12 protein-coding genes are annotated in these 14088 nt (G+C 56.6%); 6 read left to right on the forward strand and 6 right to left on the reverse strand.

Translation table 11 applies throughout. From position 1 onward, the window contains the following. Positions 1-774 precede the first annotated feature (774 nt). Positions 775-939: a hypothetical protein gene (locus JRJ26_11260; protein MBW2058063.1), complete on the forward strand. Its 165-nt coding sequence runs from the start codon at positions 775-777 to the stop codon at positions 937-939. A 922-nt stretch (positions 940-1861) separates the two neighbouring features. Here the strand turns inward: JRJ26_11260 and JRJ26_11265 are convergent. The 6 genes from JRJ26_11265 to JRJ26_11290 all read right to left on the reverse strand — a co-directional run bounded on the left by JRJ26_11265 (position 1862) and on the right by JRJ26_11290 (position 8064). After that, positions 1862-3019 (reverse strand): cysteine desulfurase, encoded by a 1158-nt coding sequence (locus JRJ26_11265; GenBank protein ID MBW2058064.1) that lies wholly within the window; start codon positions 3017-3019, stop codon positions 1862-1864. A gap of 243 nt (positions 3020-3262) precedes the next feature. Beyond that, positions 3263-4105 carry a sterol desaturase family protein gene (locus JRJ26_11270; protein ID MBW2058065.1) on the reverse strand — a complete coding sequence of 281 codons (843 nt, stop codon included), beginning with the start codon at positions 4103-4105 and terminating at the stop codon, positions 3263-3265. A 24-nt stretch (positions 4106-4129) separates the two neighbouring features. Then, entirely contained in the window at positions 4130-6439 is a 2310-nt protein-coding gene (gene cadA, locus JRJ26_11275) for a cadmium-translocating P-type ATPase (protein ID MBW2058066.1), read from the reverse strand. A 574-nt stretch (positions 6440-7013) separates the two neighbouring features. Further along, entirely contained in the window at positions 7014-7421 is a 408-nt protein-coding gene (locus JRJ26_11280; GenBank protein MBW2058067.1) for a DUF302 domain-containing protein, read from the reverse strand. A gap of 14 nt (positions 7422-7435) precedes the next feature. After that, the gene (locus JRJ26_11285; protein MBW2058068.1) at positions 7436-7669 is read right to left on the reverse strand and encodes an SHOCT domain-containing protein; all 234 of its coding nucleotides are present in this window, start codon (positions 7667-7669) and stop codon (positions 7436-7438) included. A gap of 206 nt (positions 7670-7875) precedes the next feature. Next, positions 7876-8064 carry an SHOCT domain-containing protein gene (locus JRJ26_11290; GenBank protein MBW2058069.1) on the reverse strand — a complete coding sequence of 63 codons (189 nt, stop codon included), beginning with the start codon at positions 8062-8064 and terminating at the stop codon, positions 7876-7878. 306 nt (positions 8065-8370) lie between these two features. On the opposite strand from JRJ26_11290, the gene JRJ26_11295 reads away from it, so the two are divergent. The 5 genes from JRJ26_11295 (at position 8371) to JRJ26_11315 (ending at position 13856) form a co-directional block, all read left to right on the forward strand. Then, positions 8371-11166: a heavy metal translocating P-type ATPase gene (locus tag JRJ26_11295; GenBank protein MBW2058070.1), complete on the forward strand. Its 2796-nt coding sequence runs from the start codon at positions 8371-8373 to the stop codon at positions 11164-11166. A 25-nt stretch (positions 11167-11191) separates the two neighbouring features. After that, the gene (gene cysK, locus JRJ26_11300; protein ID MBW2058071.1) at positions 11192-12133 is read left to right on the forward strand and encodes a cysteine synthase A; all 942 of its coding nucleotides are present in this window, start codon (positions 11192-11194) and stop codon (positions 12131-12133) included. Between the two features lie 102 nt (positions 12134-12235). Next, a complete protein-coding gene (locus JRJ26_11305) occupies positions 12236-12400 on the forward strand; it encodes a YHS domain-containing protein (protein ID MBW2058072.1) in 165 nt (54 codons plus the stop codon). Between the two features lie 90 nt (positions 12401-12490). Then, entirely contained in the window at positions 12491-13132 is a 642-nt protein-coding gene (locus JRJ26_11310) for a hypothetical protein (protein MBW2058073.1), read from the forward strand. A 274-nt stretch (positions 13133-13406) separates the two neighbouring features. Further along, positions 13407-13856, forward strand: a complete 450-nt coding sequence (locus JRJ26_11315; protein MBW2058074.1) for a carboxymuconolactone decarboxylase family protein — start codon at positions 13407-13409, stop codon at positions 13854-13856. The last annotated feature ends 232 nt before the right edge of the window (positions 13857-14088 follow it).

Genomic DNA, 14088 nt, shown 5'->3' on the forward strand with positions numbered 1-14088 from the left:
GACCGCATCGCTGACCTGATGGTAAAATTCAGTAGACGGGCGCTGATCGAATATCTGAACGGAACTACGGGCGAAGTCATGTTGACGGTGACGGGTGAAGTGGATGGGGCCCTTTTTGAGGCCGGCGATACGATCAGGGTCAAGGCGAGAGGCAGAAAAAGGAGATGCAGGAAAACGGAAAGAAGTGAACCAAACCCGGCGAAGAACCTGAAAATATGCATCAGTCAACGACAAAGAGCATAGGCAACGCAGCGGATAGTCGTGGCTTTTGTGAATACAATATGCTGCAGGTACCCGAATTGATTGAGATAAGAAATGGGACTGAGGTTCTAGAGCGGCTTGGTATTTCGTCCTAGAATCACGGTGTATCTTAGGAAAATTGAAGGGTCATATCTCTTTTTGCATCCCCGGGATTTGGTCCCACAGATCCATGCTCTGCAGTTTGGCTGTCTTACGGACTCCTGCCGGCTGCCTCTGGTGGAATCTTCTCTTCAAAATGGGCTAGACTAAGATCAGGGATCCAGGAACCGGAGGCAGACTCTGTCTTCGTTGTTTTCTCGATTGGTCAGTGCCCGGTGTTTCTCTTGGGGCTTATTTTCGTCATGGCTCCGGGATTATTGGTCAGTACCGGTCCCGGGATGAGAGGCTCTCTCTGGCTGTTAACCGGATCGAGTGGGGAGATGTTACGAAACGGCATTAGTCAATAGGCTTTTGGAGACTAAGCTCGGTCCATTCGAAAAAAACCGCGGCAAATAAGGTTAAATGGAGGGCCTCGTGGAGGAGATAAGGAAAGAAGATGGGACCAAGGAGTATGTCTGTGGAAGATGCGGATTTGTTTACAGGGAAAAGGAATGGGCCGAAAAATGCGAGGCTTGGTGCTCCGCGCATCAGGCATGCAACCTCGACATTACAGGGCACGCAGTCAAGGCCGATTCGTGACGTAAGCTCCAGACAGGATAGCTCAACCGGATTGGATTCAGAGCCGAAGCCGTTGAGCAGTTACCCGGGCGGGGCATTGTGGGGAGTAGTTGGGGGGCTCGGGTGAAACAGAGAATCGAAGTTGCTGAAAGGGGTAATCCCATGGCAGAGGAGTATGATCTCATAGTGATCGGGACAGGGTCGGCCGGGTGGCAGGAGGGAACGAGGTAGGCCGGATCCGGATTCCTTATTGATTCGAGATTGCCGTCAACGCCCGCCTGATCCGCTCCCGGGTCTCCGGGGAAAGTATAGGGTGGGAAAATGGCTCTGGAGGTTCGATTACCTCAGTGTGATAACGTACCGCCTCTCTCATCAGAAGCATCCGGCAAGGAGCCGGTGCCTGTTTTGGGTGGGTGGTTTCTTGCCGTCTCTAGAAGTGGTAACAGACGGCATCTTAACAAAAAGATCGTGGCCGAAGGGATTACCAGCCATTGAAGGACGGGAGTGAGGCCCACCCTGACCAATGGGATAACGGGCATCGATTCATTATAGCCCCAGGATCTAAAAATCTGAACATTCGTCAACTCGCTGAACAGTGTGTAAATCACTCCGATCATCACAAAGCCGGCAAAATTCCTCATGTTCAATTCAAGGAACCATCTACGGTTCCGAGCCATCAAGGAGACAAGCCAGAAAGATGCGAGAGTGATCATGACATCTCCAAAGGTGCAATGAAGCCATCCGTATAGCATGGCATTAAAATCAGAATCCTTCAATGTATAGAAATACGTATGGACAACCTCCCAAGAGAAATTCAGGAAAAAGGACAAGAACAAGAGACCTGTCTCTGGTACGCGAGAAAACCGGAATCGTCTCAAAGTAAGCCCTCTGGCTCCCTTTCCGATGCGATAGCTATGCCATGTAGCAGATCCGGTTCAATTGTTCAGAACACCGCCGAAGGTGTCTTCTTTTTTTCCAGGAGCGATGCCACATAATCGATTTCTTCTTCGGTTGTGTCCCGTCCCAGGCTGAAACGGATGGCCCCCATGCCGACTCGAGGGTCGAGCCCCATGGCTTTCAGCACAGGAGAGAGTTCAACTGAGCCCTCGTGACAGGCGGAACCCGTGGAGGCGGCCACCCCGGTAAGCCCGGCCAGAATTTCTGCACCGACCCGACCGGCGAAGCCTACGTTGAGCGTGTTTGGAAGTCGTTCGGTCGGGTGACCATTGAGAACCACACCCGCCCCGAACATTTCCTGAATACGGCTCCAAAAAAGGTCTCTAAGAGATCTTACGGAACCCATTCCGACCCAATTTTCGGCAAGCTCACAGGCCCTTCCGAGCCCCACAATCAGAAGCACGTTCTCGGTTCCCGCGCGCCGTCCTCCCTCGTGGCCTGCCCCGTGGATCAGAGGTTCAATCTGCGTCCCTTTGCGGACATAGAGCGCCCCGACTCCTTTTGGCCCGTAAACCTTGTGCCCCGCCACCGAAAGGAGGTCAACACCGAGATCATCCACGTTCACCGGTATCTTGCCCACGGATTGGGCCGCGTCTGTGTGGAAGAGGATGCCATGGCTCCGGACGATTTCCGAAATCTCACGGATCGGCTGAACCGTGCCCACCTCGTTGTTGGCATGCATGACGCTCACAAGAATCGTCTGAGGCGTTAGGGCGCGCCTGACATGTTGGGGGTCAACACGCCCAAAACGATCGACTGGCAGGTATGTTGCTCTTGCACCAAGCTTCTCCAGAAACCGGCACGGATTTATGACGGCCGGATGTTCCACCTGGGTTGTGATGATGTGGTTCCCTCGACTCTGGTTGGCGTAAAAGACCCCCTTGATGGCGTGGTTGTTGGATTCACTTCCCCCACTGGTAAAGACCACCTCTGTGAGATCGCACCCCAAAAGCCGCGCTACTTGCATACGAGCATTTTCGACGGCCTCTTTTGCGCGCTCCGAGGCCCAGTGTTGGCTCGAAGGGTTCCCGAAGTCGTTCACAAGAAACGGCCGCATGGCATCGCCCACTTCCGGGGCAATGGGGGTGCTGGCATTGCAATCCAAATATACCTTTGCAGTATGAATTTGACCTGGTGGGTTCATCAATCCCTCGCTTTTACTCTTTTCGGGTGAGAAGCTCCTTAACTACGTGTTGAAAACAAGCCCCTTGTGGTTGGATTCTTTGCCGTCCCATTTTAGTGTACCTGAAGGAATATTCACCTGTTTTTTTTCATAGGGCCGAGGGAAAAACACCCATAGGCTCGTCACGGCTGGGCAACGGCGTTATCCTCTTGAAAAGCGGAACAATTGTAAGGTTAACAACATGCAAGACTGCTTTTCCATCCTCTATCTGCCTCCCCCGAGAGGCTCTCTGCCCTGGCGGTTGAGGGTATACTCGCCGGGTTTGCCGGTGAACGGGAGAGCCAGCATCCAGGGCAGGGTCAGGCGCCTGGCGTCGCGGAATTGAGAAAGGCCGATAGTCATGCCCTCGTGTCCCCGGGCAGGCTGGTCCCGGTACGTTCCCATCAGACGATCCCACCAGGGCAGGTTGAAACCGAAGTTACTGTTGGTTTCTCGTATCGCCACGGAATGATGGACCCGGTGCATGTCAGGGGTGACGACCAGGAGCCTGAGCCTTTGATCAACCCCTCGGGGAAGGCTGATATTACCGTGATTGAACATTGACGTTCCGTTCAGAAGTACCTCGAAGATGAGTACCGCCGCGGCAGGCGGACCCAATACGACTACTGTGGCGAGTTTGATCCCCAGGGATAGGATGATTTCGATTGGATGGAAGCGCAGCCCTGTAGTCACGTCAAAATCCAGGTCCGCATGATGCATCATGTGCAGGCGCCACAGCACCGGGACCGCATGAAACATCACGTGCTGGAGATAGATGACAAGATCCAGCACTGCCACTCCGGCGACTATTTCGAGCCAGTGGGGCAGGCCCGTATTGTTCAACGCTCCCCACCCTCTTTGCTCAGCCACCAGGGCCATGCCCACGGGCACTACTGGAAACAGTAGACGCACCACCAGAGAATTGAGAAAGGTAACGGCCAGGTTACCGGACCATCGCATGCCCTTGGAGGTGGTCAGGGTGCGCCGGGGTGCAAGCAATTCCCAGATAGCCACCCCAACAAAGATCCCGGAGAAAAAGGCAAGTCGTACCAAGACCTCGCTGTTCATGATCGTGTTCCTTCCTCGCAAAGTCTATACAGGCTTGATCCGGCGCTGTTTTGGAGCCATAAGCCGGAGTCCGTTGAAGATCACCAGAAGCGAAGCCCCCATATCCGCCCCAACTGCCATCCACAAGGTGGCCAACCCGGGAATGGCAAGACCGATGAAAACCGCCTTTGTCAGAAGTGCGAGGGTGATGTTCTGTTTTATGATGCCCAGTGTCTTCCTGCTCAGCCGGATCACAAAGGGCAGCCTGGAGAGATCGTCGGTCATGAGCGCGATGTCTGCCGTCTCCAGGGCCGTGTCCGTTCCGATCGTTCCCATGGCGATCCCCACGCTTGCGACTGCCATGGAGGGTGCATCGTTGACCCCGTCGCCCACCATGGCGACCTTGCCGTACCTTTCCATCAGATCCCTCACGATCGACGCCTTGTCCTCGGGCAGCAGCTCCGCATGGTATTCGTCGATAGGAAGGGATGCCTTGATGGCTTCGGCCGTTGCCCTGCTGTCGCCGGTGAGCATGACGACTTTCTCCACCCCCTCGGCCTTGAGCTGCTCGATGGCCGAGGGGCTTTCGGCCCGGACCTGGTCGGCAATGGCGATGATCCCCAGCGCCCGGTCTTCGCTGGCCAGGATAACGGCTGTCTTCTTCTGCCTTTCGAGATCGAGTAACCTTGATTCGATCTCAAGACTGCATTTTCCGAGCTCCTCGCAGAGACGGTGGCTGCCTATGTAGAAGGTCTTTCCCCCCACTCTTGCCTTTGCTCCCTTGCCGGTAATGGATTGGAAGCCGGTGGCCTTCGGGTACTCTAGGCCCCTTCGCCCTGCTTCTTCGACAATGGCCAGGCCCAGAGGATGTTCGGACCGGTACTCGATTGCGGCTGCGGTACCGAGAATTCTCTCCAGGGGCTCCTTGTTCAGAGCGATCACATCCGTCACCCTTGGAACCCCCTCGGTGAGGGTTCCTGTCTTGTCGAAGGCGACGGCCTTCAATGCCCCGGCCTCCTCGAGATAGACACCTCCCTTTATGAGGATTCCCATGCGAGCCGCCGCGCTGAGGGCCGAGACGATGGAGACCGGTGTGGAGATCACCAGGGCGCAGGGACAGGCGATGACCAGAAGAACCAGTGACCTGTAGAACCAGACATCGAAGGGATATCCAAAGGCAAGGGGAGGGATCACCGCCACCAGAGCAGCCCCTGCGATTACAATAGGGGTATAGTACCTGGCAAACTCGTCTACAAAGCTCTGGGAAGGGGCTTTCTGGGCCTGGGCCTCCTCCACCATATGGATGATCCTTGAGAGGGTGGTATCCTGATAGACATGCGTGACCTCCACTTCCAGGGAGCCCTTTTGATTGATGGTTCCGGCAAACACGGGATCCCCAGGCTGTTTGGCCACAGGCATGGATTCTCCGGTGATCGGGGCCTGGTTGACCCAGGAGTTTCCGTCCGCGACGCGACCATCCAGCCCGATTTTTTCCCCGGGCCTGATGATGATCGTCTCACCGAGTCGAACCTCTTCGGGAGAGATTTTCTCTTCGCGGTCCTTCCTTTTGACCGTGACCTCCCTGGGAGACAAATCCATGAGGGATCGGATGGCGTTTCTGGCCCTGTCCATCGTGTAGTTCTGAAGGAGGTTGGCCACTGAAAAAAGAAACATGACCGTGGCCCCCTCCAGCCACTGCTCGATGACGGCCGCTCCGGCCACTGCAACCGTCATGAGGAAATTCATGTCCAGGCTGAGGTTCATCAGGGCCGTGAATCCCCTTCTGGCGATAAAGTACCCTCCCATAACAATTGCCGCGACATAGAGGGGATCGGTAATCCTGTGGGGATACCCGGCCCAGGAGAAGCCGAGAGCAGCCAGGATGAAGCCCCCTGAAAGAGCGGTCAGAACCAACTGCTTTCGACGCTGCCAGAAGGATTCGACCGGCCTTTTCCGCCCTTTCAGCCTGCCTTTCATTCCGGCCCGGCTGACCGCCTGAATCATCTGGTCGGGCCCGGTACGGACCGAGTCGTACCGTACTCTTACTTCCTGGGCTATTAGATTGAACTGCACGTCCTCTATACCGGGGAGCTTTCTCAGTTGTTTTTCGATTATCGTCGATTCCTCAGGGCAGTCCATTCCCTCCACGGCAAGCACCACATGGCTGTACCGGCCCGACTGGACGAGCTTGTAGCCTGATCGTCCGATCTTGCTGGCTATCTGCCTCTCCCCGGTGAGACCGGGGTCGTATTCGATCCTCAGCTTGGATGTGGCAAAGCTTAGGGACACGGATTTCACTCCTCTGAGCTTCTCGATCTCCTTTGCCAAGGTGGCGGCGCAGTCTGCACAGTCCAATCCCTCAACGGTTCCCTCCCAAATGTTTGCTTTAGATCCATCCATCATCCTGGTTCTCCCGGTTCTCGTACGGGCGGATCTTGCCGTCTTCTCGGACGACCGTGATCAACCGGCCCTTGTCGGCATCGAGGGCGCCCGGACTACGGGCTTGGCCCGGCCTTTGCCCCAAGACGGCCGCATCCCGCTCTCTAGGCCGCGACTTGGTTGCTCTCAGGGATTTGGGAACAAAGCCTGGGAGGTCTGAAAAGAGAGGGGCCGTATCCTTCTGCGGGCGAAATGGACTGCCCGAGCAGGGATACCCCCACCTGTGGTAAGACAAAAATAACCGGTAACCCGGCTTCCGTGAGGATCGGTGAATGGCTTAAGATGAGACAGCCGCCGTGTTTCGAAGATGAGAAAACCCCGTGATCTGGTGGCCCGAACGAGGTATACACTGAACCAAAGGCCAGGGCCACCAGGAGAACAACGAACAGTGGAGATCTCTTTCTCGTGAAAGCCATCTGCACTCTGCCCCCTCGGTCCAGGATGCGGTCCCGTAACTGTCTTTTCCAGGAGCCTATGAGTATCCAGTCTATTAGCCTTTAGAAACTCTGTCAACGACCCTTCTCAGCTTTTCCGAGACTTCTCGGGCGATCTTTTTCAGCTCTTCGCTCTCGATGACTTGCAAGCCTGACACAGGGTTGAGAGCCGAGACATACGTCTTCCGGTCATCGGTCTCGTAAACGATCACATTGCAGGGAAGAAGAAGCCCTACATCGAGATCAACCTGAAGAGTCCGGTACGCATATGGCGGGTTGCAGGCCCCCAGGATCACATACCTTCTGAAATCGACGTCGAGCTTCTTTTTCAGGGTCGCCTTCACGTCGATCTCAGTCAATACCCCGAAGCCCTCCTCTTTCAAAGCTTCCCTTGTCCTGGCAACCGCCTCTTCATAGGGCTCGTCCAGAGTCGTGGTAAAGGCATACTTCTTGACTCGTTCCATGGACCCCTCGCTCATCAAATTAAATCCCTCTTCTTTTCCTCAAACTCCTCCTTGTTGATCTCGCCCCGAGCGTACCTCTTCTTGAGGATTTCCAGGGGCGACTCTCCTGAGCTCCCGGTGTGGCTTGTTCCACGGGCCGACAGGACGAGCCACCGGATGAGGAAGACGATACCCACTATCACGGCTATCCAAAAAGCGGCCATGAGGATCATTCCAAACCACCCCATACCGTATCCCCAACCCATCATTCCCGGGCCCATACCCCATCCGCCATATCCCCGCCATTGGGCGAGGGCTTCGCCTTCTAAGACAAAGGGAAGAAAAATCGTAGACCACAAGAGCAAACGCAATGCGAACTTCATGGTACACCTCCAGTCTGGAACTCAATTCGGTCTTGGAAGATTTCCCCAAGGCCGTGCCAGCTAGGTCCTTCCTGACCGGTTTCGTGGGATCCCTAGATCAAATCCCTTCTTTTTTCCTCGAATTCCTCTTTGCCGATCTCTCCCCTGGCGTATCTTTTCTTCAGGATATCGAGGGGTGATTCCCCTGGATTTCGTTCCCCTGTGTCATGTGTGAGGCGCGGCCAGGCCAGGACGAGTATCACGACGACAAGGGCGACCCAGAAAACACCCATAAATCCCATTTGTGAGTCCTCCTATGAGACTGCCGTTTCATCCAGGGGCACGGTGGAAATAAACAGATTACAGAATCAGCGAAACACCTCCACTCGATATTCTGACCCGAGAGGCCTCGGAAAATCAACCCCCCACAATAGGCAGGCCGGTGGAGAGGGGAGATGAGAGAAGAAGAGCGTTTTTCGGAGGGGGTGAATTCGAGACCCTTGACGTAATATAATCCAGAATAGGACTCCTGGTCTCGGCCGGCATGGGAAAGGCCGAGCAACCGAATAAGGGGGATGAGTCGTATGGCCATCGATCTTGTGTGTGGAATGATCGTGGATGAGAAGGCGGCGCCCGCCAGGGCGGCCTATCAGGGGACCGACTACTATTTTTGCGCCGACTACTGTAGGGAGGTATTTGAGAAGAATCCGGACAAATACCTCGCCGGGTCCAGGGAGTGGGGGGAGGCCGTGGACCCTGTCTGCGGTATGACCGTGGAGATACCCCATGCTGCCGCCATGAGTGTTCATGAGGGTCGGCTGATCTATTTTTGCAGCCCCGCCTGTAAGGAGAAGTTCGATGCCTCGCCGGACAGGTACCTGAGGGAAGAAGACGAGGTCGGACCCGGGCAGAAGGGGCCCGCCGGACCGGCAGGGGAGAAGCTGAAGAAGGCCGAACTTCCCATCACGGGGATGAGCTGTGCGAGTTGCGTGGCAAAGATCGAGAAGGGGCTTTCCGGGATGAGCGGTATCGTGGATGTCAAGGTCAACTTCGCCACGGAGCGGGCCTCTATCACCTTTGATCCGTCTCGGGTCAGCATAGGGGACCTTGTAGCCACGGTCAAGGACCTGGGGTACGAGGCGGGACTGGAGAAGATCACCTTCCCGGTTCATGGTATGTCTTGTGCCTCCTGTGTCGAGAAGGTGGAGAAGGCCCTGGGGAGGCTCGAGGGTGTTGTGGAGGCTACCGTCAACTTCGCCACGGAGCGGGCCACGGTCCGGTACATTCCTGGTGCTGTCTCTATCGAGGATTTCCGGAGGGTTGTCGGCGAGGCGGGTTACGAGGTACTCGAGGTTGAGGCGGCCGGGGGCGAGGATGTTGTGGATCGGGAAAAGGCGGCCAGGGAGGCTGCTTACGCCAGATTGAAACAGAAGTTTGTCACGGGTCTTGTTCTGGTTATCCCCGTCTTCCTTCTGGCCTACTGGAGGCCCCTGGGTCTATCCCGTCTATACGATCTCAGCAGGGAGGCCGATTTCTACCTTCAGCTCCTGTTTGAGACCCCCATCCAGTTCTGGGTGGGCTGGCAGTTCTACGTCGGGGCGTGGAAGGCTGCCAGACACGGGTCTACGGACATGAATACCTTGATTGCCGTGGGCACCTCGGCCGCCTACCTGTACAGTGTCCTGGTTGTCTTTTTCCCGTGGCTCTTTGCGGCTCAGGGACTCGCAGGCGAGGTGTATTTCGACACGGCCGGGGCCATTATCGTGCTGATTCTCTTGGGCAGGCTCCTTGAGGCGAGGGCCAGGGGTCAGACCTCGGAGGCCATCAAGAAGCTCATAGGACTACAGGCAAAAACGGCCCGGGTAGTGAGGGACGGCAAGGAGGTGGATATTCCGGTTGAAGAGGTCGCAATCGGCGATTCTGTGATCGTTCGGCCCGGTGAGAAGATCCCTGTCGATGGGATTGTCAGGGAGGGCCATTCCTCGGTCGATGAATCGATGATCACGGGCGAATCCATCCCGGTGGAGAAGAATCCAGGAGACGGAGTGATTGGAGCCACGATCAACAAGACGGGAAGCTTCAGGCTCGAGGCGACCAAGGTGGGCAAGGATACGATGCTTGCCCAGATCGTCAAGATGGTTGAGGAGGCCCAGGGCTCAAAGCCTCCTATCGCACGGCTCGCCGATGTGATTGCCGGCTATTTCGTTCCGGCCGTGATCGGCATCGCGGTTCTGACTTTCTTTGTCTGGTACTTTTTCGGACCGGCTCCTGCCCTCACTTATGCCGTGCTCAATTTTGTGGCCGTGCTCATCATTGCCTGTCCCTGCGCCCTTGGTCTGGCCACGCCCACATCCATCATGGTGGGAACCGGAAGAGGGGCTGAAAACGGGGTGCTCATCCGCGGGGGGGAGGCCCTTGAGACGGCTCACAAGCTCACGACCGTTGTCATGGACAAGACCGGGACCCTGACCAGAGGCGAGCCCTCGGTGACAGATATTGTGGCCTTTGGGAGTCAAAACGAATCGGAGATACTCCGCTACTGCGCCTCTGCGGAGAAGGGGTCAGAGCATCCCCTCGGGGAGGCCATCGTCAACAAGGCCAGAGAGGAAAACATAACTCTGGCCGAGGCGGAGGATTTTCACGCCGTTGCGGGCCACGGGATCGAGGCGACCATCGATGGAAAGACCGTTGTGATGGGGAACGAGAAGCTTATGGGGGAGCGCGGGATACGGCTGAACGGGCTGGACAGGGCCGCAGCCGAGCTTTCCGGCCAGGGGAAAACACCCATGTTCGTGGCCATCGACCAAAAGGCGGCCGGCATAGTAGCGGTGGCCGACACGCTCAAGGAGAGCTCAAAGGAGACTGTGGAGGCTCTTCATAGGATGGGGATCGAGGTCGTGATGATGACCGGTGACAATCGGAGGACGGCTGAGGCTATCGCGCGGGAGATCGGGGTCGACCGGGTGCTTGCCGAGGTCTTGCCCGAGGAAAAGGCCAAGGAAGTCAAGAAACTACAGGCCGAGGGCAAGAAGGTCGGCATGGTGGGGGACGGGATCAACGACGCTCCTGCCTTGGTCCAGGCGGACGTGGGTATCGCCATCGGGACGGGCACGGATGTGGCCATGGAGTCGTCGGATATAACCCTGATCAGCGGAGACCTGCGAGGTGTAGTGACGGCCATCGCCCTGAGCAAGGCCACGATCAGAAACATCAAGCAGAACCTCTTCTGGGCCTTTGCCTATAATACCACTCTTATACCGGTGGCGGCGGGCATTCTTTTCCCCTTTTTCGGGGTTCTGCTCAATCCCATCTTTGCCGCAGCTGCCATGGGTCTTTCATCGGTAACCGTGGTGACCAACGCCTTGCGCTTGAGGCGGTTCAAGCCGCCCATGCTTTCGACCTGAGAGACCCTGTAAAGGAGGACAGAGCATGGCAAACATATATGACGACATCACCCGGACAGTCGGAAACACCCCCCTGGTCAAGTTGAACAGGATTGCCGCGGGAAGTGGGGCGGTGATGGCGGCAAAGCTCGAGTCATTTAACCCTCTTTCGAGCGTTAAGGATCGGATCGGGGTGAGCATGATAGAGGCTGCAGAAAGAGAGGGACTCATCGGGAGGGGGACGGTCATCATCGAGCCCACCTCCGGAAACACCGGTATTGCCCTCGCCTTTGTGGCGGCGGCCAAGGGATATCGGTTGATTCTCACGATGCCCGAGACCATGAGCATCGAGCGGCGGAATCTGCTCGAGATACTCGGGGCGGAACTGGTCTTGACCCCGGGTCCCGAGGGAATGCCTGGGGCCATCAGAAAGGCCGAAGCTCTTGTCAAAGAGACGGCCAATGCGTTTATGCCCCAACAGTTCAAGAATCCGGCCAATCCAGAGGTTCACCGCAAGACCACTGCCGAAGAGATCTGGAGAGACACCGACGGCAAGGTGGACATCCTCGTGGCTGGAATCGGAACGGGCGGGACCATCACCGGGGTTGCCGAGGTTATCAAGCCCCGGAGGCCCGGGTTCAAGGCGGTCGGTGTGGAACCGGCGGGCTCTCCGGTACTGTCGGGCGGGAAGGCCGGTCCTCACAAGATCCAGGGGATCGGGGCGGGCTTTGTTCCTGACGTGCTCAATACCGGTATCATCGACGAGGTCATCCAGGTGAGCAACGGCGACGCCTTTGAGACAGCCCAGAGACTGGCAAGGGAGGAGGGGATACTGTGCGGCATCTCGTCAGGCGCGGCCGTCTGGGCGGCTCTTGAGGTTTCAAAGAGGGAGGAGAACAGGGGAAAGCTGATCGTCGTGGTTCTGCCGGACACAGGGGAGAGATACTTGAGTACCCCGTTGGCCCAGGCCGGGAAAGGCGGCCTGTAAAGGAAGAATTCGGATAAAGCCTTCTCCGTGACCGGGAGGACCCCTGGACCGGCCGGGAAAAGGGCTGGAGACGGAAACAGGATGGAGAAGGAGGTGATAACGATGGCGATCGATCCTGTCTGCGGTATGCAAGTCGACGAAAGCAAGGCCGCAGCGACTTACGAGTATGAAGGCAAGACCTATTATTTCTGTGCTGTCGGTTGCAGGAACAGGTTTTCCGAAGACCCTGAAAACTTTGCTGGAGAGGATACGAAAGATACGGGGTAGGCCTGTGTCCGTGGATCCTGAACGGGTGGTGTGGGACCGCGGTCCAGACCCATTTTTCCAACAGCGAGAATCCGAGAAAGGAGATTCAAGATGAGAGACGCAAAGAGGATGAAAAAGGGCCTGTTTGTTCTGGCCCTGGTTGTGGGGCTGGCCTTTTTTGCAGTTCAGGCAGAGGCCCAGATGGGCCCCGGCATGATGGGACCGGGATATGGAACGGGTCCCGGAATGATGGGTCCCCGAGGCGGCTATGGAGGGTGGTGGTACTGTCCCTGGTGCGGACGCCCCATCGGACCGGGAGGTTACGGCATGGGCCCAGGTATGATGGGCAGGGGGATGGGTCCAGGCATGATGGGACCTGGATATGGGATGGGCCCCGGCATGATGGGACGCCGTGGATATGGAATGGGTCCCGGAATGATGGGGCGTGGTTACGGCATGGGCCCGGGAATGATGGGTCCGGGATACGGGATGGGACCTGGGATGATGGGTCCTGGAATGATGGGCAGAGGCTATGGTCCCGAAGGGCGACAACCCGAGAAACCCATGGGCGAGAAGGATGCCAAGCGGATCCTGGAGAACTATCTGAACTCCTTGAGAAACCCGAACCTGAAACTGGGAAGGGTAGAGGACAAGGGTAACGTCTTTGAGGCCGAGATCGTGACCAAGGACGGTTCTCTTGTAGACAAAATCCTGGTGGACAAGAACACGGGCTGGATGCGCTCGGCCTATTAATATTCCTGGCTTCCCGGATGTGAAACTTCCGGGAAGCCTTCCAGGCTCCCTGCGGTTTTCCACTCTCTGCCAAGGCATGGATTGCTCTCGAATCGGGAGGCGGGGAAGGATTCGTTCGCTTCGGTTTCCGGCTCCTTGGCCTGGAAAGTACGGTTTCGATATTCTAATGGAGATCATTTGACCTTGATCAAGGAATCTTTTTCTCACCAATTGTATGTTAGTAGGAAAAAGGTTCGACGAATGGAGAAGCCACCGAGAGGAAAGGAGATTGGCCATGAAAGCCCAAGGCAAGCCCCCCCTCCATCCCACAGGCCTTGTGGGCCTGAAGCGGATCGATTCCGATTTGGCCCGTGTCGGTTCCCAGTTCTGGCAGATCGTCTGGAAACGAGAGAGCGATGCCCTTGATCAGAAATGGCGTTACCTTGTGGCTTTGGGCGTAGGTGTCGGGGCTGGCCGGCTCCGGCAGGCCACCCGAGAATTGGTAAAGGCCTATGCGGCCGGGGTGACCGTAGAACAGCTCGACGAGGTATTCGCCCTCCTGGTCTGGATGCAGGGGATTCCCACCTTCTCATCCGAGATCGGTCCTTCTTCCCTGTTTTCCGCCTATCAACTCGTCAAAGCGATGGAAAAGGAGGGGCTGGCCAGAGAAGAGATCGTAGCACGCCTCCTTGAGAATTACGGTGAATCAAATCCGGAGGTTGCAACCCTTCCTGAAACCGGTTGAGCCTCAGAGAAACCTGATGCCCATCCCTTCTCAAAACTCTTGCAGGTCGAGACCCAGGCCTCTATCCTGCGGTTCTGTTCGACTCCGCAACATCGCAGGGAACGTGGACACGGCTCCGAAGGGAGGGGGCAAATTAGCAGTGACTGCATGAGAGGCTCGAGAGCACTCTTTGTGGAGTGGATCCCAGTTCCTTCAATGCCTGGAGATTGTCGACATGTGCTATACTCATAAG

It is taken from the genome of Deltaproteobacteria bacterium, assembly GCA_019308905.1.
GTDB lineage: Bacteria > Desulfobacterota > BSN033 > WVXP01 > WVXP01 > JAFDHF01.

Excerpts from the sequence above, each read along its gene's own strand:
- JRJ26_11315 (MBW2058074.1), top strand. The coding sequence starts at position 13,407 with ATGAAAGCCCAAGGCAAGCCCCCCCTCCATCCCACAGGCCTTGTGGGC.
- JRJ26_11285 (MBW2058068.1), bottom strand. The coding sequence starts at position 7,669 with ATGATGGGTTGGGGATACGGTATGGGGTGGTTTGGAATGATCCTCATG.
- JRJ26_11310 (MBW2058073.1), top strand. The coding sequence starts at position 12,491 with ATGAGAGACGCAAAGAGGATGAAAAAGGGCCTGTTTGTTCTGGCCCTG.
- JRJ26_11305 (MBW2058072.1), top strand. The coding sequence starts at position 12,236 with ATGGCGATCGATCCTGTCTGCGGTATGCAAGTCGACGAAAGCAAGGCC.
- JRJ26_11295 (MBW2058070.1), top strand. The coding sequence starts at position 8,371 with ATGATCGTGGATGAGAAGGCGGCGCCCGCCAGGGCGGCCTATCAGGGG.
- cysK (MBW2058071.1), top strand. The coding sequence starts at position 11,192 with ATGGCAAACATATATGACGACATCACCCGGACAGTCGGAAACACCCCC.
- JRJ26_11290 (MBW2058069.1), bottom strand. The coding sequence starts at position 8,064 with ATGGGATTTATGGGTGTTTTCTGGGTCGCCCTTGTCGTCGTGATACTC.
- JRJ26_11280 (MBW2058067.1), bottom strand. The coding sequence starts at position 7,421 with ATGGAACGAGTCAAGAAGTATGCCTTTACCACGACTCTGGACGAGCCC.
- JRJ26_11270 (MBW2058065.1), bottom strand. The coding sequence starts at position 4,105 with ATGAACAGCGAGGTCTTGGTACGACTTGCCTTTTTCTCCGGGATCTTT.
- JRJ26_11265 (MBW2058064.1), bottom strand. The coding sequence starts at position 3,019 with ATGAACCCACCAGGTCAAATTCATACTGCAAAGGTATATTTGGATTGC.